Consider the following 25271-nt stretch of genomic DNA (forward strand, 5'->3'; position numbering starts at 1 on the left):
CGACATGTGCGCCCGCGCGGCACGCGGGGCTGAGCACGAACTACTGCATGGACCACCAGGTGTCGTCTTCTAGCGCAATCAGAATCCCAACTAAGCCTGGAGTTGGTGTAGAATGCTCTACATCTGCTTCAACGCGCGCCCCGTCATTGCAGATCACCTGGCGTCATTCGATGTGCCTGATTGATACAGCCGAGGGAGAGTTTTATGGCAAAGAAGCAAGTGGATAAGCGCCCGATTACTACGGCTCTTCAAATCGGGCTTCGAGATATCGGTGCACGGGGATAGGAAGGTGGTGGCCGAATCCGGAGCCTGGTGCAACGACTTGGAAGGTCGTTGCCAAAAGGGAGAGCTCCGATGAAACTGTACGTTGGATTGGACGTCGGCCTTGAAGAAACCAGCGTTTGCATCGTCGATGGCGAAGGTCTCACAGTCCGCGAAGTCAAGGTCAGCACGGAGCCAGCGGCGATCCGCTCCGCTGTTGAGGGCTACGCGGATCGCCTCGATAGAGTAGGGGTCGAGGCGTCATCGCTGGGCATCTGGCTGTATCGTGAGTTGCAGCCGACCGGGATGCCGATCGTTGTCGTGGAGGCACGCCACATGCGCGTCTCGCTGTCGACGATGCGCAACAAGACCGACCGCAACGATGCGCGCGGCATCGCGCAGATGATGCGGTTGGGCTGGTACCGCGCCGTGCATGTCAAGAATATCGACATGCAAAGAATGCGCACGCTGTTGACCAACCGGAAGCTGCTCAAGCGCAAATTGGTTGACCTCGAGAACCATGTTCGAGGCGCTCTGCGGGCCTATGGTTTGCTCGTCGGCGCCGTCGCACGAGGGGCCTTTGAGGACCGCATCCGTCAGCTGATCGAGCACAGCGATCCGATTTTTGTGATGTCCATCCAGGTCATGCTCGACGTGCGCCGCGCCATCCTCGAGGGTTATGATCGGCTGCATCGCGTGCTGCTGCAGGTAGTCCAGCATGATCCTGTTTGCCGGCGTCTGATGACGGTTCCTGCTGTCGGTCCAGTGGTGGCCTTGTCATTCAAGGTTGGCGTCGATGACCCCCATCGCTTTGCCCGATCACGTACGGTGGGCGCCCATTTTGGCCTGACGCCGAGGCGCCACCAGTCCGGTACATCGATAGACTTCGAAGGTCATATCAGTAAACAGGGTGACATCTCCGTGCGGGAGGCGCTCTGTGAGGCAGCTGCGAGTCTGCTGCTCCGGGTCAGAAAATGGTCCGCCTTGCGGGCTTGGGGCCTGCGAATTGCCAAACGGTCGAGCATGCTGTGCGCGATTGCCGCGGTGGCGCGGAAGCTCGCCGGCATTCTCCACCGGATGTGGGTCAGCGAGACCGACTTCCACGTCGGGTTTGGTGCTAAGGTCACGCAACGGCTGCGCCTGAAGCCGGCGCAGTAGCGACTGAGAATACGAGCAGGGAAGGGCTGGGTTTATCCTAGCAGCTGAGGAGGGAAGGGAATTAGAGATCCGCGCGCGCGGTGAGCGTCCCCTGGCGGGGCCGCGAAACGGGGAATGTCCGCTATCTCTTGCCTGCTGCCGCCCCTCGGGGATGAGAGCGCTAAAGTGCTTGGACAGCCCTGTTTACCAACCTGATGAAGAGCATGGTATCCCTCCGCCAGAGGCCGTCTTGTTTGAGGGACGCGAGGGCTGCAGGTCCTAGGAGTAATCCTAGGAGAAGCACTATGACGATTTCGCGGGCGGAGGTGATCACATCGGTCGCGCGGCGGCGCCGGTGGTCGCTGGATGAGAAGGAACGGCTGGTTGCAGCATCGCTCGAGCCCGGAGCCAGTGTTTCCGAGGTGGCCCGCGTGGCAGGCCTACATGTGAGCCAGCTGTTCAGGTGGCGCAAAGCGCTTTGCAAGCATGGTGAAGCGAGTACAGCGCCGTTCGTGCCGGTCGAGATTGGGCCGTCTGCACCGCCGCGGGAGGTGGCCAAAGCGCCATTGACGACGACGGCGGCTCGTCCACGGAAGAGCCAGGGCATCATCGAGATTGATCTTGGTAGCGGGCACTGCATCCGGGTCGATGGCGACGTCGATGGAGACGCGCTACGTCGCGTTCTCGATGCTTTGGTACGCCGATGATCCCGGTTCCGACGGGCGCGCGAGTGTGGCTGGCGACAGGCTACACGGACATGCGCCGAGGCTTTCCATCGCTGGCACTCCAGGTGCAGGAGGTTCTTCGCAAGGACCCGCTCAGCGGTCATCTGTTCGTGTTCCGCGGTCGCCGAAGCGATCTTGTGAAGGTGATCTGGCACGATGGCCAGGGAGCCTGCTTGTTCACAAAAAGACTGGAGAGAGGAAAGTTCATCTGGCCATCGGTTGCCGGTGAATCGGTAACGATCTCGCCGGCGCAGTTGAGCTATCTGCTGTCCGGGATCGATTGGCGTAACCCTCAAGAAACCCATCGGCCGACGCGGGCCGGATAGCCGCTTTTACGGTTTGAATCTGCTGCTTGATCTGATTCAATGGCTTCATGATATCGAAGCCGGACGATCTTCCATCGGACCTTGCGAGTGCCCTGGCGGCGCTGCAGGCCGAGCGTGAGGCGCGGCTGCGAGCCGAGGCGGTGGCTGCCAGTGCGCAGGCGGAGCTGTCGGACAACGAGGCGCTGATCGCGCATCTCGAGCTGCGGATCGAGAAGCTCAAACGCGAACTGTACGGGCCGCGCTCCGAGCGCACGGCGCGGCTGATCGAGCAGTTGGAATTGGAGCTCGAAGAGCTGATCACCACGGCGAGTGAGGATGAACTCGCCGCGCGTGCCGCGGCTGCAAAGGTACAGAACGTTCGGGCCTTCACGCGCAAGCGGCCGGTGCGCAAGCCGTGGCCGGACGACATCGAACGCGAGCGGGTCGTCATTAAGGCGCCAACGACCTGCGCCTGCTGCGGTGGGGCGCGCTTGGCGAAGCTGGGCGAGGATGTGACCGAGACGTTGGAGGAGATTCCGCGTCGGTTCAAGCTGATCGAGACGGTTCGAGAAAAGTTCACCTGCCGCGATTGCGAAAAGATCAGCCAGTCGCCCGCACCGTTCCATGCCACGCCGCGCGGCTTCATTGGTCCGCAATTGCTGGCGACGATCCTGTTCGACAAGTTCGGCATGCATATCCCGCTCAATCGCCAGAGCGTGCGCTTCAAGGCCGAGAGGATCGACTTGCCGCTATCGACGCTGGCCGACCAGGTTGGCCACGGAACCTTCGCCGTCATGCCGCTGTTCCAACTGATCGAGCGGCATGTGCTCGCGGCGGAGCGCCTGCATGGCGACGACACCACCATCCGTATCCTGGCCAAGAGCAAGTGCACGACCGGACGAATCTGGACCTATGTGCGGGATGACCGGCCCTACGGTGGGCCTGCGCCGCCAGCGGCGGTCTATTACGCCTCGAGCGACCGACGAGGTGAGCATCCGCAGAAGCATCTGGCCGCCTTCACCGGCATCCTGCAAGCCGACTGCTACAATGGCTTCGAGCCGCTGTTCGACCCGCAGAAGAAAGCGATGCCAATCACGCCGGCATTTTGCTTCGCCCATGCGCGGCGGGGCTTCTTCGAACTGGCCGATATCGAGAAAACCGCCCGGGACGGACAAAAAGGCAAACCGGTCTCCCCGATCGCGCTGGAGGCGGTCAGGCGTCTGGACGCCCTGTTCGAGATCGAGCGCGCCATCAATGGCCGCAGTGCCGACGAACGGCGTGCCGTTCGCCAAGAGCAGAGCAAGCCGCTGCTCGACGACATGCACGCCTGGCTGCTCCGCGAGCGAGAAACCCTATCGCGCTCCGCCGAGGTCCTGAAGCCCATGAACTACATGCTCAGGCGCTGGGACGACTTCGCCCGCTTCCTCGACGATGGCAGGATCTGCCTCAGCAACAACGCCGCCGAAAGAGCGTTGCGCGGCATCGCCTTGGGAAGGCGCAACTGGACCTTCGCCGGCAGTCTGCGTGGCGCTGACCGCGCCGCCATCATGCTGACGATGATCACGACCTGTCGCCTGAACGACGTCGATCCCAAAGCCTGGCTCGCCGACGTCCTCGCCCGCATCGCCGATCTTCCCGTATCCCGTCTGCACGAGCTGCTGCCATGGGAATGGAAGCTCCTGCGCCAAGCCGACAACCCCACCGATCAGCGAGCCGCCTGACCTTCACGCATCGCCATCATAGAACTCGCCGTGCCCGCGCGCATGCGTCAATCAGGCGGTCTTCATCGTATGCGTACAGAGCATGCGACGGCCCTGGTGCTGAACGCGAAGGAACGCATGGACCCCGCCTGGTGAATGCCCGTCGCAAGCGCGGCTGTGGCGAGACTTGTGCGTGTAGATGGAGGGAAGCAGCGATGCTTGTTCTGCGAGGAGTCGAGAAAATCTGCAGGAGGGAGTTGACTTTGTCCGCCCGATTAGGAAGGCAAGATAAAAGCAATGGCGCCTGAGTGCGGCTAAGTCACTGTCTGCACATCCAAGAGTTGGAGCTAGCGGCACGTGCGGTGTCGTTACAATGTCGCTAAGCACTCTAACCCGCTCGGCCCAAGAGCTTACGTTGGACCTTGGGCATGTTTGCCGGACAGATGCATCATGGCTTCCCTTACAAGAGCCACTGAACGACAGAGCCGTTGCAAAAGAGAATTCAAATCGGCAGAAGTGATTTCCTCAAGGTGTAGGCTGTCGACCGAAACGGTCTGAGCGATGACTCGGTCAATCGGTTCGGTGACCGATGGCAGGCCATCTCTGAGGCTAAATTGAATGTGTCCGTCCGACGCTATGGCCACCGCTAGCTCCGCATCTCTAAAAATTGCGCTTTCGACGATTGAGGCAGGAAGTTCCAGCGCGCAAACGACATTTCCCGTTTCACTGCAGCGATAGCCTGCCCGGTAGGTAACCGGGCCAAGCGGTCCGCTGCTTCCAATTGTGAAGAAAGCTTCAATCCTATTGGTCATCTCGTCTATGGCTTTCGTCGAACGGGCGAGAAACTGAGATGGCCTGCCATCGGTCATCCGCGGTCAGCTTTACATACTATAGTTGATAAACTTAAAGTGTGTAATCGATTTTGTTTCCGCGCATGGATATGCGCAGGCTGGTCGGCCAAAACGTCAAGAGGATCAGACTTGAGAAGAAGCTAACTCAGGAGCAGTTCAGCAACATATCTGGGTTCAGCCAACAATATCTAAGTGGGCTAGAGTCTGGGCGCCGCAATCCGACTGTCGTCACTTTGTACGAAATTGCAAAGGCCTTAGGAGTCAGTCATTTGGAGCTGCTGGAACCGCTGTCGTCTCGACAGAAGCGCAGCAGCTGAGGTCGCTTTCGCCGGCTTCCCCGGCGATTGATTCCTAAGTGTTCATCTGAGGCGAGCAAAGCCACTCTCGGGTTCTTCTTATAGTATTGCATGGCTCGCCTAACTTTGTTCGTACGACAAAGCTTACCGATCGGCTTTCAGTTGAATGGCGGGTACTTGTCTGCGGCAATATTGCGTTTTCGGCGGATTACTTTATCAAGCCAAGCACACGGATCGAGCGAAGCGAGAACTAAAGGGTTTCTCGCGCCGCGCCTTCCATGCAAGTTGTGTAGACGGTCCTGTATGTATCGCCGTTAAAGTTGTCGCGAATCTCCAAAGCCCCGCGCGTTTATCAATGGGTCGTCGAAAAAGGTCACTAACCGGTTTTACGGCAGAGGCGGCGAAGTCCCTCGAGATGGTTGGGATCGACGATCTCCATAAGCGCCACCAAGGCAGCTGCGGCAGCCTTGCTCTCTTCGAGAGTCATGGCCGAGAAGCCGATCAGGTCGTCAATATTATCCGAATGGGATTCGAGTTGCGCAAGGCGCTCTAGCGCGGCAACCCGGTCCGCATCGAGGGCGCTATGTTCTCGGCGCAACTGCTCCATTTTAGACGCAAATCCCGCACTGCCTGGGCATCGAAACGCCAAGAAGACGTCTAGCACGCGCCGGAGAACGTTCGGCATCATATAGGCATATTCGTAATCACGGTCGTCGCTGGCGTCGAACGACAGGACATGATCGACGAGGTAGTGATACTCCGAGTCGTACTCGCGCAACAGCCGCGACATCTCAACGAGCGTCGACGAGCGGATCCCGCCCTTGGGCACTTTCACGTCGAGAAACAGCAGGGACGCGGTTGGCTGGGTCGCTGGATTGCGCGGCCTGTGAAACTTGCTCCACGCCTTCTTAAACTCGTTCATGCAATTCTGATTGTGCGTCAGCACGAAGACCTGTGCCGCGTCACCAAGCCGGCTCAGCAAGAGCGAACAGGCGTAATTCAGCGCCTTGCTGTCGAGGCTTGAGATCGGATCGTCGACAACGACAATGCGATCTTTGATCGTGCGGCCTTCGGCTTCAAGGGTGGAAAGGAAATAGCAAAGCGCGATCGCCGTCTTCTCGCCTTCGCTGGGGCTGCCTGCAATCGGCTTGCCACGGCGATGTATCTCGTAGCCGTTTTCGACGCTGACGATCGACAGCTCATTATGTCCCAGGTATGCCTCTATCAGCCGATTGATTTTGGCTGCAGCTTGCCCGTGCTCCTTCATGCGCGTGCGTAGGTCGGTCGCCGTTGCATTTAGGCCGGTGAGCTCACTAGTAGCGTCATCAACGGCCTTATTCGCAATGTCGATGGCGTCACCTGCCGCTTTGTACCCACCTTGCTTTTCAGCAAGGTAGTGGCGTCTCAGCGCAATGCGAGCTGCTTCCTGGCGATCGGCGAATTTATCACATGATTCGTTATGCCGTTGAGCAGTGATGTCGATCACTTGTGCCCAGGATTGAACCAAAGCCAGGGACTCGGCCACGGCGTCGATCCAACCCAATGCGGATGCCGGCAGCCTGGTGGTTGGTCGTGCGAGCTTGGCGTCGATAGCCGCAAGCGCCGGTTCGAAAACGTTGACAACCGCGTCTCTCACCGTTTCGTTCACCCGGGCCGAGGCTTCGTTGTAACGCTCTCGCCAATCCGCCGTGACGTCTTTCGAGGCGGCCAACGACAGGGGGAGTTTGAGATACTGATCTTTCTGCAGCGCGAGGGTGCTTCGGGCCTCACTTAATTGATCAATCAGCGTGTCGAACCCTTCGTCCAAGGACTGCGCCAGCATCTCCTTTCGGGCGTCGGAAAGAGAGCCGCCACAGAGAAGGCAGTCCGCGAGTCCGTGATCGGCGTGATATTTGCTGCCCTCCTTCACCCACAACAGCATCTCCGGATGCTTCTGCAGTTCGGCAATCACCGTAAGAGCTGGCGTCTGTTGAAGAAGGCCGACGATGGTGTCGAGCGTCTGCTTAGCCTCTTTGCTGTCGAACGCCGGCTTGCTTAACTGCGCCATGGCCTCTTCAAGACGGCACAGCTCCTTGTGCGCAGATAACGCTTTTTCATCAAGGGTCGCGCCGGTCCCCAGATCGAGGGTCGCAAAGTCGGCCGTCAATTGCGGCGCTTCGTACTTTCGATTAGCCAGTCGGATATCGCGCGAGATGAGGCGGGCCTGCTCACGTTTGAAGGTCGTCAGAGCCTGTTCCTCAGAGCGCATCATGCGCTCGGCGGCAACTTTTCGCTCTGCGGCGGCAGGAATCGCCGCTTCGGTTTTCTTGAGCTCGGCCGCGACTTCGGCCTGCTCTTTGCCGATGTAGAAGACGGGCCTTGCTTTACCTGACGACCACTGCAGATTCTCGTTAATGAAATTGTCGTTGAAGACGGCAACTTGGCGGCTCAAGGCATTGCCGGCACCGATACGCACCGTTGCACCGTCGCTGGTCAAGACCTCGAATTCCCAGCCGGTCGGGAGGCGGCCTGTTTCCTGATCGCCTTGCATAGCCGCAAAGCAACGCGACAACGTGCTCTTCCCTGAGCCGTTGAACCCGTAGATCAGGTTGTACCGCTTAAAGCCGATACTTGGCTGTTTAGCCGACAGCTCGGCCAGAATGGCCGCTTTCCGCAGTTTGCAGATATGTTCGATCAACATCATGCACCTACGCGTGCAGACTATTCTTGATGGGAGCTGGTCACAAACGGGGATTGCAAAAATGTTGTGAACAACCTTCAATAAAGGTTACATTAGTGGGCCCGGAGGGACTCGAACCCTCAGCGGGAGATTACGCCGTATGAGTGGGTGGATCCTGATGAGGAGCGTTGAGGTCGTGTCAAAGGGGATGGGAGCCCTTCGGCATCGACGCGTTCCGCGCCCGCTAACCGTGTCAGCTCAAACGAGCGCCCTGAAGATAGCAACGACGCCTCCAACAAAGACGCTGAGGGCTAGGATCGGGCCGCGGGGGTATTCGGCGATCCTTCGGACAGTAAATTCGATCAGCGCTAAGGTAGCTGAAGCGAGATAGACAAGGACTAACGGTAATACGGCCACCATCCAAGCAAGGGTAATCATAGACCCAAAAAAGGCGGTGATTCCAAATAGTCCGGAGCTGAAGTTGAATTGACCCGGCACGGGAGGATATCTATTTAAGCCATAAAGACCAAATGCCGTGACGCCGCAGACCAGAAAAGGAAGTAGCCAAAAGAAAATGCTTCTTGGCGACGTCGCAACGACTGGCAGAATATACTTGATCGTCCATCGTCCAAGCATGGACGCAGTCATGATCGCAGCAAGGTATCCAACCCAAGGCGGCCCAGGAATCGGTTCCGTCCCACTCGGATGTGGTATTGAGGCAGCGTACAGGAAGAACGCCCAGCTTAGCGCTAGGATTGTCCACTGCCACTTACCGCCGTCACGCCACCATTCAACGAGTGAAAAGCTTTTGAGTTCGTCCAAGCGGACCCACGCAGCAACGGCCTTATCGTTGAACCACGCCTTTTGCTTTGGACTCAAATAGAAGTCCAGCAGCGTGAGACCTGCGACGACGACAGAAAGAATAATAATGAGGTCCGCTAACAGTCCGCCGAGCAATGCTCGCCCCCCAAGGTATCACATCCGAAGTGCAAGTCCTTTGATCCAACTCATGCAGAATTCGATGGCCCAACTCTCTTGATAGGTACTAAGAGTAATCATTTCGCTGCTACCGGCACCATGTCCCATTGGGTTACGAATTTTGGAAAAGAATATCTTCAAGCTCTCAGCTTCCCAAAGCTCGATGAACTTGGCCTTGCTGGACAAAAGATTATCTATGTAGTTGTGGGCTCCTCGCTCTCCCCCATGAGTCCAACCCTTCTCGTCCGAAATAATCTTGATAGTACTCTCAAGAGCACGAGCTGCATAAAATGCAGGGTCTCGTGTACCCTCGTCGCGTCGATCCACTGCCTCCTTCATATCAATATCGACGTTCTTCCATTTCGGCGCAGCGACGATGTTCCAAAACGGCTGCTCTACTGTACTTAGGACGAGGCTATCCTCCGAACGCTGGATGAAGCCGTTATGGTAGTGCAAGCTGCAGCCGGCTTGTCGAAAGCGAGTGTTCAACTCGTCGACGAGCTGTCGGAATGTATCGTTCAGCTTCTTGTTAGACTCTCGGACACCCGCAGCCGGATCCCCAGGCAACTGAAGAGTGCCAGGTATTTTACGCGACGCTCGCAAGCGTGCATTTTCGATCGCTGTAGGTAGGTGTTGGTTGACGGTTGCGAGTTGCTCGTCCCGTGTTCTGAAGCCCAGCTCGATGAGACTCAGTCTCTCCTTGACGTAGGTATCCGCAGACTCGCTCGAGGTGCGGTCACGTAACATCCAAGTTTCGCAAACCTTAACGATGGTGTACGTGCCGCTAATCCACTGTTTTGTGGGCGAGTAGTACCCATAAACAAGCGGGGAGAGAGAGGGGAGTCCGAGCTCCATTGAGATACGCGGATGCAAGTCCGTCCAAACTGCCTTCATTGGAAGCGTCTCGTTTCCGCTGCTATCGTAATACGAGAACAGCTGCTCCTTTAAAATACGGAACGTTTGGACGAGTAGCCGGCGCTCCGGCTCACCAAATGTAGTCCAGATAGGTACGTTCAGATAACGATTGGAGAAGACGTCTGTAAGCACCGCAGCATCCTGCCGAACTAGTACGTGTTGATCTTTGGGCGCGCCTAACGACCGCGTTGCGGGCAACCGCCTGCCAGCAACCCCGGCGGTCCGTTGCCAAATTGTACCCCATCCCAATATGCTCGCTAGGATTGATGGAGGCGAATATGAGGTCAATTCGTTTCAGGCGCAAGCGGCCCAAGCCAGTCGAAACGAAGTCTCCAGTTCTCACGTTTGTTCAGGCGTGGGTGCCAATTATAGCGGTGATCCTAGGAGGACTCTTTACCACTTGGACGTACGTTAACGATCATAGGGTTAAGTTGGTCGAGTATGAAAAGACCCAGAAGATAGAAGCGCAGCGTCCTTTTCTAACTAAGAAGATGGAGCTGTTCTTGGAAACCGCACGGACCGCTGGCGATCTGACTGCAGTCAAAGTGGGGTCAAAGGAGTGGAAAGCTGCAAAGCAAAAAATATACGCCTTGCGTTGGGGTGCAATGGAAATGTCAGGAAACCCCGTCGTCCGTTTAGCAATGCGCGAAGTAATCGCGGAGGTGAACGCCCTGGAATCAGCAACGCCTGAAGACAGAGAAAGACGACACGCGCGGCTTCGCAACAGTGTCGAGTGTTTGTCTGATGAACTACGCTATTCGTTGGAGGAGGCGTGGGGTAATCCTGTTGAACCCGTCGAAGATCGTGCCTCATCTTCCGAGCCGTCTCGAACCGATCTGCCTACGGGATGCTGGCAGCCAGAAGAGATAAAGAAGCAACAACGCGTTATATTTCACTCCCGGCCCAATTTTACTCCCTTCTAACAACGACCCCGATCTGTGATTTTGTCGCGTCAGTGCCACAGCACTCATCCACGGCGTCTGCTCCACTGTGGCCTTGGTGAGGTTGATAAACTGGAAGAGGACTGTTGCGCCGATAGATGCGCCGCCGTTCACTCGATAGGACGATAGGATTCACCCGCTAATAGTAGCACCGTCGCGCTGCTTAATGATAAAAGTGCTCGGGGAGCTGGGAATGCCGGGTCTGAATGAAGTCATGAAGGCGCTGGGCGTCGGCCTGCCGTTTCTGTACGCGGCGGGCACGTATTACCTCTTCCATCGCCTGGACATGCGAGCGTCCGGTCCAGCAAAGAAGGCGTTCTCCGACTGGTTTACAAGACGGTACGACCGCTCTGAGGTAGCTTCAGCCGTGGTCGAGGTGTTCGACCGCGTTTACACCCGGCCGCTCTTTGGCTGGCGCGCATTCTTGCGCTCTCTAGCCCTCACTCTCCTAACTGCCGTCATCTTCGTCGAGATGTTTTTCCCGATGATATTCCCCGTCGCGCGTTCGTCAGCAATCCTGGTCGCGACTTGAACGGCAGCATACCCAATGAAAACGCAGATGCTCACCACCACCCAAAAGTAACGGGAGCTGCCAGACGTTATTGGGTAGCCAATGGACATTGCAGATGCCCGATTTTGGAGTGAATACGGGCGAATATGCAGTCTGAGGAGTTAAGGCAAAATTAGCATTGGCATAGGCGCGGTAGGGGCTGTGTTCTGCCGGGGCATCGAGCATACCGCTTCGTGATGGCAGCATCATAAACAGAAAACTAATTCACTCTCCTTTACGGGCGATTCATCCCAAAACGATGATCAGGGCCTCATCCCGACGAAAGCAATTGTGTTCCTCCAGAAGTTGCATAATGTTCCAAGGATAACTGGGGGAATAGACATATGGCAAAGTTATCGTCCAAAGTAGCGGCTCGAATTGCGGTTCAGTTGAAGAAATATCAGGGCATCCTTACTGGCCTGCAAAAGCGCGATGTGAGCGAAGCGGACACGGTCACCGTCGTTAACGACATGCTTTCCGACATCTGCGGGTATGATAAATACATTCATGTTACGGGTCAGCTCGCCATTCGTGGCACCTTTGTTGATCTTGCGGTTCGTGTTGATGACGAAATTCGTTTCTTGATTGAGGTCAAAGCGATTGGGATCGAACTCAAGGATGCACACGTTAAGCAAGCAATCGACTACGCTGCGAACGAAGGCATTGAGTGGGTCGTGCTGACGAACGGTGTCAACTGGCGCATCTATAAGGTCCACTTCGGCCAGCCTATCGAGAAGATCTTGGTCTTCGATCTGGATGCTATCGAGGCAAGTGCGAAAGGCCCTGAAGTTCTTGAATGCTTCGGAAACTTGAGCCGGGAAGGCTTCTCAAAAAACACCATGGCGGAGTTCCTGCTCCATAAACAGGTGACCAATAAGTTTACGGTAGCTGCGGTTTTGCAGACCGATTTTGTCTTGGAAGTCCTGCGCCGTGAGATTCGTCGGATGAGTGCTGGCGTCAAGGTTGAGGTCGAATACCTCAAATCGCTGCTTCAGGACGAGGTGATCAAGCGCGACTTAATTGAGGGCGAAGAAGCGAAGGCTACGCTTCAGAACATTCGGCGTTTGCAGCGAGCAGCGACGCGGAAAAAAGCTGGCGTTAAGTTTGTGGATGACGCTCCAACTGTTGCTCCGGTCGGCGACGCTTCGGCTACTCCTCCTAGGGCGATTGTTGAACCAGTTGTGACGGTGAAATCCGCATAAGCAGCGTTGCGATGTAATCGAACTGGAACCGCCTCCTGTGGCCAGGACGGTAGTACCGCGTTGAAATGAGGGTGGCAAAGGTCGCCTCATTTAGTCGTGACGATACGCGTCGGCCAAGCATACGTTCTCGCCCATCACCTCTATTGCATCGTAGCACCATCGGCGTTGCTTCACGATACCCATCCCTCAATCTGACTGCTTCACGTCTTGTTGTACTGTTTCATCACATTCGTCCAAATTTCCCTGAGCTTGATTACATGTGCGAGTGCTGGCTTGAAAAGCCGCCACTCATTCGCGTGCTTCACGGGTCTGTTGCAGTCTCTTCGTTGTTGCGCATTGTATAGTTCGATGTTGTCTCACAACACGTCGTAATGCAGCGTCTTGTTTGCGACGAGGAGGGTTTATGGCGGATGGCCAATTGGTGAACGGTAGACGAAGATCGGCGAATAATGTTCCGTCGACTGCGAATGGTCGAGAGGCAAAGACGATTCCGTTTGCCGAGCGTCTGAGCTGTACGATCGACGAAGCGTGCGAAGCAACCGGCTTGGGGCGCACTAAACTTTACGAGCTGATAGCAACCGGCCAACTCATCGCTACAACGGTCGGACGTCGACGCTTGATAATGGTGCGATCACTCTTCGCGCTACTTGGCGAAGCCGGTGTGATAGCCAAGGACAGTGGGTGAGCGGCGTCATCGCTGTGCCCCACGTCCTGAGCCGCCATTGCCGCCGCGGCCCTTGTACGACCCTGGCACCATGAGACGCCGCTCAGAGACCTGTAGGTCGCCCACGCGCATACGCCTGAACTGGGCATAGCGCGCGCCGGTCGCGGCCAGACAACGACGATGTGATAGAGATCGCCGTCGTATCTCTGCTCCCTGTCAACTTCCAACGCTTTTGAAGTAGTTCAGCGATCTGCTGATCTGTGAGGATCTGGTTGTCTCGAGCTAACCGTCGTCTCATCATCGTCCTCAATCCGCTCGGCTGTGAAGCCGGCTTTCACGTCGGTGAGGAACGTGGGATTTAACTTCTTTCGATTCGCGGAAAGCCGGGGCCGCAGGTCGTTCATAAGCCGCTGTTTTGTCGTGACCTTGAGTTCCTTCGGTAAGCCCTAACGCCACATTATCAGATCATCTTCCTTCACCTCCTGCAGATGCACCGCCGCGAGAGGTGTAGCCTCGATCGCTCGCTGAGTGCAGCGGTTGTCTTGGCCGAGTACGTAGCGCCGGAGTTTGTTGGCGGCATCGGACCGCATGTCGCGACCTGTTCGCCGCCGTTTACGAGCGTCGCGCTCCTTGATGTAGGCCTCAACGGCTGATCGCACGGTAGGGACAGGTCCCGCTGCCTGCGCCGCCGCTTCTGCCCCGGACCGAGCGACGGCGTCTCCGAGCTCGACTTGCCGAAGTCAACCGAGGAACGAGCGGCCGAACCCAAGGGCGTCAAAGGGACCCGGGCACCGCCATCCTCGATTGAAATTGATGTCTTGACATCCCTCGGTCGCACAACCCATGATATAGGCATATTTTATTGATCGGAGGCTGCGATGTATCGCCTGGTTCCGTTCTTCATTTCCGCATTTTTAAATAGTCCGGCCCTTAGACGTTTCATGGTTCTGACCGCGGTTTGCTTAGTGTTAGGGACACCTGCCCAAAGCGAGCCCTATGATATTCCGCAGGACACGGCGGCCGCGATTAATCGTCCTGACGAGTATGCGTGGAAATTGTTTGTAGCGCTCAATTGGCCAGCAGATGTGACAAAGCGCGCGGCAAGTCCTACCGCAAAATTTGGTGCGGACGGACCGGTTGTCTGGGAAACTTGGAAGAACGCGCGCGGTGAGGTTTTTCGATCGGATGGAAAGGATCCCGGCGATTGGCTGGACCAGCCGGCTGTGGTCGCCTCGCGGAACGCTACCGACGTTGATCCCAGGCCGCTCCAACAAATCGCCCGCGACAATCAACTTGGAATTTTTCAGCCGGCGTTTGATCCCGTCGCGGCAATAAACCAAATCAACGAAACCCGCCTCAATAAGGAGGCCTACGAATTCGTCCGCAGCAAGACGCTTTACAATCGCGACGGCCAGAACGCGCTCGCCAAGGCCGGTGAATTGACGATCTCGTTCCCGCTTCCGGCAAAGGAGATCAAGGCGCAATGGCGTGTGATTAGCGAAGCGGACAAGCTCCGGTACCACTGGACGACGCTTCGCCAGGGCAACACGACCATCATTTTCGGTCTAACCGCGCTCCATATCACCACGAAGGATCTGCCGAATTGGTTCTGGGCAACCTTCGAGCATGTCGATAACCCAACGCGCCCGGGAAATGAACCATGGATGCTCGAATCGCGCGACAGCTTTGCATGTCCGACCGCTCCGCATAATTGCAACTTGGCGCCCAGCGGAATCGGTTTACAGGGAACCAAATGGGCGTTCTTTCGGCTGAGGGGCACGCAAACAGATTTCGTTGACTCGCGTGGAAACATTACGCTGCTCGCGAACTCGCAACCCGAAGGAGGGTTCCAGAAGAGCTCGTCGTGCATCACTTGCCATGCACGCGCGACCATCGGCGCGAGCGGCAACGATCGGCTACAGGTCTTTATGCCGAATGGCGAGAGCGCTAACGGACCGCCGGATTCGAACTGGTTCGTTACCAAGGACGCCAGCGGCAAGTCGATCCTCCGATATACTCAACTGGATTTCGTTTGGTCGCTATTCCGCGCCCAGCCGAAGCAATAGGGCTGGAGCTTCGCAATGTCTGATGAATCCCGTCGCCAGCGCGTGACACGGTCGCTGGGCGCTGCCGCGCTGCTACTCGCGCTTGGCAGCATTTCGTCCGGTTACGCGGCCGAAATCGTCATGAAGAAAGCTACGCCTGCCGGCGCAGGCGCCCCCCAGATCGACGGCGGCACTAGGCAGGACGTAGCGACGTGGCCGGCAACGCTCAAATATTTTCTGTCGGATAATTTCGCCTGCACCAGCACCATCGTTGGCGAACGCGCGGTGATTACGGCGGCACATTGCGTCGCTGGTGCGACCCAGGCAAAAGTGGATTTGGGCGCCGATATATTTCCGATCGACTGCACCACGCATCCGCTTTTCGTCCGCGAGACACTCGAGGCCGATATTGCCTTGTGCTACAGTTCGAAGGATTTCCCCAGCACCATAGGATTTGAAAATCTCGATCTGCGGTCGACGCGCGTACGCATCGACAGCAACCTGTATCTGCTCGGGTTTGGCTGTCGCAATGTGAATACACTCGCCGGCGACGGCGAGCTTTATGGCGGCAGCGCGAGGGTATACCAGTTGGCCACGTTGCCGACCGGCCATGTTCGAACCCGGGGCGGCGTCGTGATTTGTCCGGGTGACAGCGGCGGCTCCGCCTACATGCTGGCGGTCGACGACAAGCCGGTAAATCCACGGTCGATCGTCGGCATCAATTCGGGCTATATCGCTGTTAACCGCGTCTCCGCGATAACAGGACTTACCGGGGTGATGGCGGACTTCATCCGCGACTGGGCAGACGACAGGAAGGCACGCATATGCGGCGTTCACCAGGACGCGCGGTTTTGTCACGATCGATTCTCGCCTTGAGGGCCACGATGCGCGCTCGTAAGCTGCTCGTCTCCTGCTGCATTATTTCCTTGCTTGGACTCTGTTCGCCATCGGCTCTTGGCCAGGACACCAGCAAGGACCTTCTCATTAAAACGAAAAAACTCACTCCCGAGCTGGTGGTAGCGGCCGCCAAGCTCGGAAAAGAACGGATGATCCCGGCCAAGGCCAACTCGGACATCTTGAAGCTGATCGCGGAGATCTGCGGTACCGCCAATGCGCGCCGCTACTATCTTCCGGTCTTTCTATCGGCCAACGCCGGCAATGAGGATATTCGATCTGGGAAGACGATTCTTACCAAGGACGCAACGCTGGTCTTTCCGGCCTGCCTCTATGCAGATGAGCAGCTTGCGACGGCCAAGGCATCGAACACGCGCATCGAATGGGGCAAGCTGACCCCGACCACGGCGCGTACGTTGCAGGATGCGATGCGCAAGACCGAGCCGTCTGCTGCCGCGCTCCCCAAGAGCACCAAATGGATCGCAAGCGCGAGTACGACCGCGGCGCTCGAGGATGTCTCCAGCACTAATTGGGGCGGGCAACTGATAGGCTATGAACATCTCAACAAGACGATTCCAAAGAAATTGGTCCAGCAGGGCCCCGCCATCGTCGCGGGATTCGACAGCGGGCGCATTCTCGATCCTGGTGCGAGCGAACAATACAAGAAGCTGCTGAAAGGGTCGCTCGCCACCGACGCAACGTCGCTCGACAGCAACCTGATCCTGAATTCGACCGCCTTCGAGCGCATTGCGCGAGCGCAAGATATTCGGGCGTCCAATCAGACGACTGACTTCAGCAGACTGCCTACCGGCTCCAGCGTTGTTACGTCGGATTTCGCGCCTGGCGGATATCAGCTCACCCTCAAGGAGGGTACCGATGTCAAGGCGGCCGCGAAGGAAATCTTCGCTGCTTTGCCGCCGACGGGCTCGGCGGTCGGCCAATTGTCGAAGTTCACGCCGTACTTTGCCGAACCGCTCAGTGGCGGCGCCGGCGACTGCACGCCCGGCGCGGCCAAGAAATGGCCGATCGATCTCGACGAACTCAAGACCGTCCTAGAAGCGCGCAAACGCATCGGTAAAATGCCGCTTACGGGCAGGCTGCTGATCCTCGACACCGGATTCCCGCGCGGGAAGGTCGGCACCGCCCCGTTCAGCCAAAATTTCTTCCATCCTAGTCCGCGCGATGACGATCCACTGAGGGAGCGCTTCTTGTGGACGGTCGCGCGTCCACCGGAATACTTCAACGAGAACTCAGAAAATGCCAGCCACGGCGTCGGCGTGCTCGCGCTGGCGCTCGGAGGGACGCAGCTTCTGGACGAAGGCTGGCTCTGGCAATACATCGATACACAAGGCGGCTTCATCGTCGACTTAATGGGCTATCAGCGGATTCCCGGCAACAAGTTGGGTGTCGATGCCAACGCGGTCACGCGAAGCCTGTCCGGAACCGGCTGGGGTCAAGCCGATATCGTGTCCGTCAACCTCAGCCTCAAATTCAATATCGAGACGATGGAAGAGGCGCCCGACTTCAGCGGCTATTTCAACGAGCAGCAACAAGTTCTGTTTGTGATCGCCGCCGGCAATGATGGAGCCGACGTGGTCGGCATCATCCCGGCGCAGTGGGGCGGCACGTCCAAGCGAAATGTACTGACGGTTGGCGCCGTGTCATCCGACAACAGATATTGGGCGAAATCCAACAAGAGCCAATCCTTTGTCGATATCGGCGCGCCAGGTTGCGCGGTGCCGACCTTGTCCTGGAACAGCACATCGCAAAAGTTCGAGCCGGTCGTGCTGAGCGGTACATCGTTCTCCGCCCCGCTGGCGTCCTTTGCTTCCAACCTGCTCCAGGAATTCACGGCCGGTGCAAGGCGCAAGGCGCGAATCCTGTCGAGCGGCCGCTTCTCCAGCGACCTTCGGAAAACAACACGATCGTCCCGGGTGCTCGATATACCAGCAGCGCTCGCTACTCCTTTTGACGTTGTACGCATGGGTGACGGAAAGATGCGTCTCGGGCGCATTACCTGGGCTCCCGGGCGCACGCTTTGCAATGTCCCGTTCGTTCAGAACAGTTTTGCGCAAGTTCATCGCACCGACACGCCTGACGAGGTTAGCGTCGTCCGCAAGATTGGGCCAACCAATCAGGGGGCGATAGATTTTCCGAATTGCACGCTGGCGAGCGGCCAGCTCAGCAGCATAGGCTTTCAGGAGGCCGTGGCATCTGACGATGGACTAAGACTCGGGCCCGCCGAGACGCTGGATTTCAGAAATCTCGAGAGCATCACCTTCTGCGACAACTGCGACTTGTGGCAGCCGTAGGCCGATGTCGGGCTTTGCGCGTAGCGGTCCGAACCGGGACGAGAGACCCGAAGCAGCTCAATGCGGCCTCGTAGCATCGCCGCCTGCCTGGAAGAGGCACGGCTAACCTCCGGGCGGCTTGCGCTCGTTGCGCGAGGGCGGTGACCGGTATTTGGTGCATCGCTTAGCTGCCTCTACGTTCTTGTCGTTGCAGGTCGGCATCTAACTTCGGCTACGGAGGGACGAGGAGAAACGATGTTCAATGAGAGATTGAGAGTGATCGCTCGCGGGCACTTGCGATCTGTCCCAACTTATGATTGATTTGATCTGTTCATTGATGCGTTTGATGCGCGGGCGTTTACGATGCCTTCGAAGAGTTACTGTTTGGCTTTCGCGTTATTCGCCCTCGTCACGTCCGGCGCAGCTGTGATTCAGCCGTCCAGCGCGAGAGCTCAAGCCGCTCTTCCAGCGGGTGTCTCCAAGGAAGAGGCCTTCGGTACCGTTCTGAAAGCGTCAAAGTGGGAGCGTTTGAACATCCAGGTCTGCTGGGAAAATCCAGTCACAGACGACGCGCCTTACCGTTTGATCGTGCGATCGGCTGTGGAGGAAACGTGGCAGCGTTATTCGAGGATTAAATTCGAAGGATGGGGGAAGTGTGCACAAGACACGCCCGGAATCCATATTCGCATTTCGGATGAGGGCGCCCACACCAAGGCACTCGGCAAGTTTCTCGACCAGCGCCCCGACGGGATGGTCCTCAACTTTACCTTCAAGACATGGAGCAAAAGCTGTCAGGCGACCCGCGAGTTCTGTGTATACGCCGTCGCGGCTCATGAGTTCGGGCATGCCTTGGGTTTTGCCCATGAGCAAAATCGTGCAGACGCTCCCGCCGAATGCCACAAGGACGCCCAAGGAACGCCTGGCGACTACAACGTTACGAAGTACGATCCACAATCCATCATGAATTATTGTAACCCGATATGGAACGGCGACGGCAAACTCAGCGACCTCGACATCGAGGCGCTCCAAGCCTTTTATGGAAAACCTGGCTAGGAGTCTCGATTGCGCAATGCCTTACCGTCAGCGCCTTGGCTGACGCGGCTGCGGTCAAGGTCGCCGGAAAATACAATGCCCGCGTCGCCCACGTGGAGACGATCGGGACGCTCTTCAACGACAAACAAGACGTCGGTGCGGGCTCCGGCCTTTTAATTGGTGAGACGCTCATCGTTACCAATAATCATGTTGTTCCGGATGCGAACAACTACAAGCGGCTGGACATCTTCATCCGCCTCAAATCCCGCCTAAACAATCCGCAATCCGCTACTATTCTGGCACGTGATCCGCAGCGGGACTTGGCGTTGCTGCAGTTGAGTACGCCTGTCTCGGATGCCGGCGGTAAGCATTGTCCAATGCCTATCTTGTTGAACCCATCCCAAGCCCCGATGGGTACAACAGTGCTGGTACTCGGCTTTCCGCTAAACCAGGACCTCAGCTTATCGGGCGGTTTGATCAGCAACCAAGGCTCACCTCCCAAAGAAGTCAGATGGCAGACTGACACTGTCATGAACCCGGGCAATAGCGGGGGGCCGGCATTCGAAGACCATGGATTCCTATTGGGTATCGCATCCGGCGGCATCGTCCAGTGGACGATCGGCGGCGAGACGCGCAACGTGAACGGCGTAAACTACTTCATCCCGGTATCAGAGCTCGTCGCGAGCCCCCTCTACCAGCACATAGACGAAATCCCCCAGGAAAAGCGTTGCTGGCGCGCATCTCAGGAGGATCTGGTCGTCGATGCGAGCACCTCAATCGCGATCGGTGATTCAGGATCATCGAAAGCACCTCCGGGTCCTACCGCACTTCAACGGAGCTATACAGTTTCAGAGACCAAGGACGATCATCCAGTAGCGTTGGCATCGCATTCCCGGAACTATCAGTCTCGTTTCCAGGCAGAGCCCGGCTACAAGGTCGTCGCGTGTACGCCGAAGGCGGAGAGCGCAAATCATGCCAACGATATTGTCTGTAACATTGATAGCGGCGGAGGATCTGCTGTCTTTTCGTACCGCTTGGAAAGCGGTCCCGCTATCGATCGCTGGCGCGGGTGGTGGGCCGGATACGTGACGCTGCGACAAGAGCGCATCGGAGGGGATAACGCACAATAGGAATTAGACGACAGCCGTACACGATCGATAGCGAGGGAAGCAATCTTCAAACGAGCGGCGATTGCGAACGAACGGTAAGGGGCGAAAGTGGCACGATTGCAGCGAATAGCGCTTACGCTTGCATGCGGGCTCGGCGGATGCGCCGTCATGCCCGACATTGCACCGGACTGGGCACTTCCGATGCGGGAGATCATGCTCCATTCCGCCTGTGAACTTCAGGATGCGCTCGGTACGCTTGATCGGGAGGTACCGCACGAATTGTTCAATGCGCGAAACTGGAAAATCGCGGTCACGCTGAATCCGAAATCGGAAGCGGACATCGTTCCCGGTGCCGGTTTAACTCGGAAGGTTCCCCCTCCCGCGACGACTCGCTTCTCGAACTGGATTGTGGGAGGCGGTAACGGTGTCACTCTTGATATGAGGGGAAACCGTACTGGAAGCGTCGATTTCAATTTCGACTCTGAAAAACTAATCCTTGATAGCGCTCTGCCCTGCGAGCGCGAAACGATTTCGTACCATTCGCTCACAAAGAATCTGGCCATTAAAGAATGGCTTTATCGTTCCGTGCAAGCCAACGCGGTAGCGGGTTCGGTCATCGACAATCCAAAATTCACGGCGCAAGTAGTCGTTAAGTTCAATGGGACCGCGAGCTACACCTATACATTCCCGCCTGGCACCGACTTTTTGACGCTTGGAGGGTACCTTCAGCTCGACCAGACGCTGAGCATTGTATTCACAAAGAAGCCGGCCGTCGTGGCAAAATATGATCTCGTGACGTTGCCGGCTGGCGGCGACGGGTTCAAGCGAAACCAGGCACGTCAGGTAACATCAAGCATTTCGATTCTAGAAGACCAACAGGTCTCGCTGCAGCAGATTCGGCAGCAATTGCAGAATCTGCGGGCAGTCGGCCAATAAGGGGGGCACCATGGCTGAGTCACTGCCGACGACCCTTCTGATCTTGTATTTCGTTGGGCAACCGCCGGTCGATCCGAAGGGCATTTCCAAAGCGGACTTGGAAACAAAAATCAACTGGACCCTTCAAAGCACTAGCCAGATAGAAACACGTAGCCCTGAAGCTTGCCGCGTTATCGGCAACCAGCTCATCACAAGGATAGACAAGGTCAATACCATGACTGTACGCGCATACTGCCTGTGCGCAGATGTCTCAGGGACGGTTTGCAAAGGAACGGAGGAGATGTCCCAGGGGCGAGATGCCAATGAAAAGAGCGTTCGAAAAGTAGAGAGCGCGATCGTAGAGGCACTTGGCCGGACCTCAGGAACGCAACGGCGAGCCCCGCCTAAAAACTGATGCTCGATCGAAGGCGCTGCGGACTGCCAATTTGGCGAACGATAGACGAAGATCGCCGAATAATGTTCGTTCGACTGCAAATGGTCGAGAGGTAAAGACGATTCCTTTTGCCGAGCGTCTGAGCTGTACGATCGACGAAGCGTGCGAAGTAACCGGCTTGGGGCGCACTAACTTTACGAGCTGATAGCAACCGGCCAACTCATCGCTACAACGGTCGGACGTCGACGCTTGGTCATGGTACGATCACTCTTCGCGCTACTCGATAAGACGAAACCGGAGTGATAGCCAAGGACAGTGGTGAGCGGAGCAAAAGCATCTTCGCAACTGCTCGAGAAAAGCAGCGCGTGAGCGGCATCATCGCTGTGGTGCCCCACGTCCCCGGGGCACAAGCGCCGCAACGCTCATGCGCGTTTCTCCATAGGCACCACGTTTCCGCCGCTCCTACGTACCAGAGGCACGACTATCGCCCTCGCGAGCTCTTCCAGGGCCGTCGCAATGTATTTGGCATAATGCCGCTCGATCATATTGACGGAGGTGTTATGCAATTTGGCGACGTGCTGGATAGGCAAACCCTTCCGGAGACCGCGCACGATGCTCGAGTGCCGCAAAGCGTAGGGAATTACGTGAGGCATTGCGGCACGTTCGCGAATAGCGTGCCAGGGGCGCGTAAGTTCAGCTGTTTTCCATGGGCCGCGTTTGGACCTTTTCCACTTTATGCCGTTAGACTCCTGCTCGTGGATCCAGCGCTCGAATAGCGTCGCATCACTCGGCCGCCCGACGATCGCTGGCAAAAGCGTCTCGATGACATCGTCACCGACCGGCACGGGGACTGAGCCGCCATTACCGCCGCGGCCCTTGTACGACCCCGGCACCATGAGACGCCGCTCAGAGACCTGTAGGTCGCCCACGCGCATACGCCTGACCTGGGCATACCGCGCGCCGGTCGCGGCCAGACAAACGACGATATGATACAGATCGCCGTCGTATCCCTGCTCCCTGTCAACTTCCAACGCTTTTTGAAGTAGTTCAGAGATCTGCTGATCCGTGAGGATCTGGTTGTCTCGAGCAACCGACGTCTCATCATCGTCGTCAATCCGCTCGGCCTTGAAGGCGGTTTTCACGTCAGTGAGGAACGTGGGATTGAGCTTCTTTCGCTTCGCGGAAAGCCGTGGCCACGAGGCGTTGAGGGCGGCCTTCAGGTCGCCGATGAGCCGCTGTTTTGTCGTGACCTTGAGTTCCTTCGGTAAGCGCTCGCGCCACGTTAGCAAATCGTCTTCCTTCAACGCATGCAGATACACCGCCGCGAGAGGTGCAGCCTCGATAGCTCGCCGAGTGCCGCGCTTGTCTTGGCCGAGAACGTGGCGCCGCAGCTTGTTGGCAGCATCGGACCGCACGTCGCGACCTGTTCGTCGCTTTTCCCGATCATCGCGTTCCTTGATGTAGGCCTCAACGGCCGAGCGCACGGTAGGAGCAGGTCCCGCTGCCTGCGCCGCAGCTTCTGCCCTGGCTCTGGCAACGACTTCTCCGGCCGTCTTGCTGGCCTGCTGGAAGGTCAGCATGCCAGCGGCCGGTTTGTCGTTGACATCGTTCGCCGTGCCAACAGGGGACTGTTTGTAGCTGGCACCATCATAGTGATTGCGCCAACGGACTAACCAAATGCCGCCTCGTTTCCCCTTGCGATAGCCGAGGTGCGCTTCCGCATCGATGCGGCGCCAATGCACCCCGGCTTCCAATTTGGAGCGCGCCTTTGCTGTCGTGACTTGCGACTCTATGAGGGCCTTTGACATCTCATCCACCTGTCGACCGCATTGCGACGGGCAAGTTTTCGTCGAATAACCGTCGAATAAGCATCGTTGTACCGAGGCGGACGATAGCGGAGCAAAACCTCCAAGTCATTGATTTTATTGAATGTTGGCGAACGGGAGCGGACGGGTGAAAGCGTTTTCTCGGGCACTCTCAAGGCTGAAACAGGGGTTCGATTCCCCTAGGGAGCGCCATCTGGGCTTCTCGCTCCAGCAACATCAGTCACTTAGAGCCCGTTTGTGCAATTGTTGAATCGTTGTTTATGTAAGCTCCGTTCCGGCTTTGGTCGGTGAGCCGGCTAGGGGCCTTTGCGGCGGCTTCGCGCATCTTGGCCGCGCCGCTGTCCGCCAGCTTCCTTTTGTCCGCCGCCTTGGTGTAACGCTCCACTTCGCTCAGTGCTCATCCGGGGAAATGCGATATTCGCTATCGAGCCCACGTCGTGTCGAACTCCTTGAATATACGTTTGCAATCCCAAGTATCGACTTTCATCTCTAGTCCGCGCGGCGACGCAATCGCGCTTGCGATTTGCTCCATTATTTGCCCAACGGCTGACGATGAACGCTCTGTTGCAGTGGCGTAGACGACCACATTGCGATCGTGGGAAGCGGTCGCGGTTGCGCGAAGTAATTTCATGTTCTGCTCGTGAAAATGACAGCCCAAGAATATAATCCGCTCCGCATCAGCGACTTTCAATGACAGCTTTTCCAAGAATTGTCGGTCAGAGATTTCCTCGTTGTATGTCGAAATGCGTTGCCAGAGAGCAACGAGATCGTGAGGACTCGGGCTTTTGCCAAACGCATGGCCTCGACCATCAGCCTGCCAAGGCAAGTTCGCTACCTTTCCGTACACATGATCGATGTCCAGTTTGCCATTGACGATCAAAGCGGCTTCATCTGGGGGCAGATGAAAAGCATGCTGCAATCCTTGATAAAGGAAGTGCTCAAAGGTGCGGTCATAGTTGAACGTGATAACGCTCAGCTGATCAAATATATTGATAAGGTTTTTGCTTTTTACGACGTTCGTTTCGAGGATTGACCAAAGTGACTGAAACACGACTGCCGAACGGCATCCTTGTCGCGAAATCCCTGTTTATTTGAAGCGGCTTCTGAATCGATGTAGAGAGCGCAATCCCGTTCGCTTTCAAGAATGATTTGCGCGATGGCCAATTTCCCGCACTGTTGAACTAACGGCTGATCTTGATGGCGATGCAGGTATCCGTCGATTGAATTCGTCCAGCCGGGCAAGCCTCGGGAAATCTGATGACCTGCGAGAAAGTAAGCATTCACGTCGGTTCCGGATGCTTGCGCCAATAACTGCATCGCAGTGCGCGTCGTGCTGTTACCGGTGGCGCTGTTCTTCTCTTCCTCTGTCCAACCCCAATTGTTCTCTGGGCTGAGGTTTAGATACTTTGCGATCGTTGTAGCTAGTGCGCCGCCCATGGGCATCTTTATGTCAGCGCCAGCAACTGCGCCAATTATCAAAAGTGTTTTTCTTCCAAGCATTCGAATTCTCCAAAATATCGTTATGCTCGAACCGCATCCGTTCTCCAGTCACACGCTCGCGCATTCGTATTCGACGAACCA

Annotated in this window: 23 protein-coding genes; 16 read left to right on the top strand and 7 right to left on the bottom strand. The window is 56.9% G+C overall.

Features of this window, described 5'->3' with window-relative positions:
* Positions 1-354: 354 nt before the first annotated feature.
* The 4 genes from QUH67_RS06410 to tnpC all read left to right on the top strand — a co-directional run bounded on the left by QUH67_RS06410 (position 355) and on the right by tnpC (position 4149).
* Complete coding sequence (locus QUH67_RS06410; RefSeq protein WP_300945831.1) at positions 355-1419, top strand: IS110 family RNA-guided transposase; 1065 nt, start codon at positions 355-357, stop codon at positions 1417-1419.
* A 284-nt stretch (positions 1420-1703) separates the two neighbouring features.
* Positions 1704-2105 carry an IS66-like element accessory protein TnpA gene (gene tnpA, locus QUH67_RS06415; protein WP_300941319.1) on the top strand — a complete coding sequence of 134 codons (402 nt, stop codon included), beginning with the start codon at positions 1704-1706 and terminating at the stop codon, positions 2103-2105.
* Positions 2102-2449: an IS66 family insertion sequence element accessory protein TnpB gene (gene tnpB, locus QUH67_RS06420; protein ID WP_300941317.1), complete on the top strand. Its 348-nt coding sequence runs from the start codon at positions 2102-2104 to the stop codon at positions 2447-2449. The genes tnpA and tnpB overlap by 4 nt, the downstream gene beginning before the upstream one ends.
* 47 nt (positions 2450-2496) lie before the next feature.
* Entirely contained in the window at positions 2497-4149 is a 1653-nt protein-coding gene (gene tnpC / locus QUH67_RS06425; protein WP_300941314.1) for an IS66 family transposase, read from the top strand.
* 389 nt (positions 4150-4538) lie between these two features.
* On the opposite strand, the gene QUH67_RS06430 is transcribed toward tnpC, so the two are convergent.
* Complete coding sequence (locus QUH67_RS06430; RefSeq protein ID WP_300945832.1) at positions 4539-4997, bottom strand: hypothetical protein; 459 nt, start codon at positions 4995-4997, stop codon at positions 4539-4541.
* Between the two features lie 65 nt (positions 4998-5062).
* On the opposite strand from QUH67_RS06430, the gene QUH67_RS06435 reads away from it, so the two are divergent.
* A complete protein-coding gene (locus tag QUH67_RS06435) occupies positions 5063-5296 on the top strand; it encodes a helix-turn-helix domain-containing protein (protein ID WP_300945833.1) in 234 nt (77 codons plus the stop codon).
* 355 nt (positions 5297-5651) lie between these two features.
* Here the strand turns inward: QUH67_RS06435 and QUH67_RS06440 are convergent, their stop codons facing one another.
* The 3 genes from QUH67_RS06440 to QUH67_RS06450 form a co-directional block, all read right to left on the bottom strand.
* The gene (locus QUH67_RS06440) at positions 5652-7958 is read right to left on the bottom strand and encodes an AAA family ATPase (RefSeq protein WP_300945834.1); all 2307 of its coding nucleotides are present in this window, start codon (positions 7956-7958) and stop codon (positions 5652-5654) included.
* A 234-nt stretch (positions 7959-8192) separates the two neighbouring features.
* The gene (locus QUH67_RS06445; protein WP_300945835.1) at positions 8193-8891 is read right to left on the bottom strand and encodes a hypothetical protein; all 699 of its coding nucleotides are present in this window, start codon (positions 8889-8891) and stop codon (positions 8193-8195) included.
* Positions 8892-8909: 18 nt separating this feature from the next.
* Entirely contained in the window at positions 8910-9959 is a 1050-nt protein-coding gene (locus QUH67_RS06450; RefSeq protein ID WP_300945836.1) for an AbiJ-NTD4 domain-containing protein, read from the bottom strand.
* Positions 9960-10105: 146 nt separating this feature from the next.
* Here QUH67_RS06450 and QUH67_RS06455 point away from each other — a divergent pair, with 146 nt between their 5' ends.
* The 11 genes from QUH67_RS06455 to QUH67_RS06505 all read left to right on the top strand — a co-directional run bounded on the left by QUH67_RS06455 (position 10106) and on the right by QUH67_RS06505 (position 21885).
* The gene (locus QUH67_RS06455; protein WP_300945837.1) at positions 10106-10750 is read left to right on the top strand and encodes a hypothetical protein; all 645 of its coding nucleotides are present in this window, start codon (positions 10106-10108) and stop codon (positions 10748-10750) included.
* A gap of 211 nt (positions 10751-10961) precedes the next feature.
* The gene (locus QUH67_RS06460; RefSeq protein ID WP_300945839.1) at positions 10962-11300 is read left to right on the top strand and encodes a hypothetical protein; all 339 of its coding nucleotides are present in this window, start codon (positions 10962-10964) and stop codon (positions 11298-11300) included.
* Between the two features lie 362 nt (positions 11301-11662).
* Entirely contained in the window at positions 11663-12520 is an 858-nt protein-coding gene (locus QUH67_RS06465; RefSeq protein WP_300945840.1) for a type I restriction enzyme HsdR N-terminal domain-containing protein, read from the top strand.
* A 403-nt stretch (positions 12521-12923) separates the two neighbouring features.
* A complete protein-coding gene (locus QUH67_RS06470; RefSeq protein WP_300945841.1) occupies positions 12924-13205 on the top strand; it encodes an excisionase family DNA-binding protein in 282 nt (93 codons plus the stop codon).
* Positions 13206-14062: 857 nt separating this feature from the next.
* Positions 14063-15250 carry a hypothetical protein gene (locus QUH67_RS06475; RefSeq protein WP_300945842.1) on the top strand — a complete coding sequence of 396 codons (1188 nt, stop codon included), beginning with the start codon at positions 14063-14065 and terminating at the stop codon, positions 15248-15250.
* Between the two features lie 15 nt (positions 15251-15265).
* Complete coding sequence (locus QUH67_RS06480) at positions 15266-16105, top strand: trypsin-like serine protease (RefSeq protein WP_300945843.1); 840 nt, start codon at positions 15266-15268, stop codon at positions 16103-16105.
* An 8-nt stretch (positions 16106-16113) separates the two neighbouring features.
* Positions 16114-18435 carry a S8/S53 family peptidase gene (locus QUH67_RS06485; protein WP_300945844.1) on the top strand — a complete coding sequence of 774 codons (2322 nt, stop codon included), beginning with the start codon at positions 16114-16116 and terminating at the stop codon, positions 18433-18435.
* A 363-nt stretch (positions 18436-18798) separates the two neighbouring features.
* The gene (locus tag QUH67_RS06490; RefSeq protein ID WP_300945845.1) at positions 18799-19467 is read left to right on the top strand and encodes a matrixin family metalloprotease; all 669 of its coding nucleotides are present in this window, start codon (positions 18799-18801) and stop codon (positions 19465-19467) included.
* Positions 19468-19502: 35 nt separating this feature from the next.
* The gene (locus QUH67_RS06495; RefSeq protein ID WP_300945846.1) at positions 19503-20576 is read left to right on the top strand and encodes a S1C family serine protease; all 1074 of its coding nucleotides are present in this window, start codon (positions 19503-19505) and stop codon (positions 20574-20576) included.
* A gap of 147 nt (positions 20577-20723) precedes the next feature.
* A complete protein-coding gene (locus QUH67_RS06500) occupies positions 20724-21491 on the top strand; it encodes a hypothetical protein (RefSeq protein WP_300945847.1) in 768 nt (255 codons plus the stop codon).
* Between the two features lie 10 nt (positions 21492-21501).
* Entirely contained in the window at positions 21502-21885 is a 384-nt protein-coding gene (locus tag QUH67_RS06505) for a hypothetical protein (RefSeq protein ID WP_300945848.1), read from the top strand.
* Positions 21886-22286: 401 nt separating this feature from the next.
* Here the strand turns inward: QUH67_RS06505 and QUH67_RS06510 are convergent, their stop codons facing one another.
* From QUH67_RS06510 to QUH67_RS06520, 3 genes are all read right to left on the bottom strand, one after another.
* Positions 22287-23672, bottom strand: a complete 1386-nt coding sequence (locus tag QUH67_RS06510) for a tyrosine-type recombinase/integrase (RefSeq protein ID WP_300945849.1) — start codon at positions 23670-23672, stop codon at positions 22287-22289.
* 439 nt (positions 23673-24111) lie between these two features.
* On the bottom strand, positions 24112-24741 hold the full coding sequence (locus QUH67_RS06515) for a hypothetical protein (RefSeq protein WP_300945850.1): 630 nt from the start codon (positions 24739-24741) through the stop codon (positions 24112-24114).
* Positions 24699-25190: a hypothetical protein gene (locus QUH67_RS06520; RefSeq protein WP_300945851.1), complete on the bottom strand. Its 492-nt coding sequence runs from the start codon at positions 25188-25190 to the stop codon at positions 24699-24701. The genes QUH67_RS06515 and QUH67_RS06520 overlap by 43 nt, the downstream gene beginning before the upstream one ends.
* Positions 25191-25271: the final 81 nt, after the last annotated feature.

This window comes from Bradyrhizobium roseum (genome assembly GCF_030413175.1).
GTDB classification, from domain to species: domain Bacteria; phylum Pseudomonadota; class Alphaproteobacteria; order Rhizobiales; family Xanthobacteraceae; genus Bradyrhizobium; species Bradyrhizobium roseum.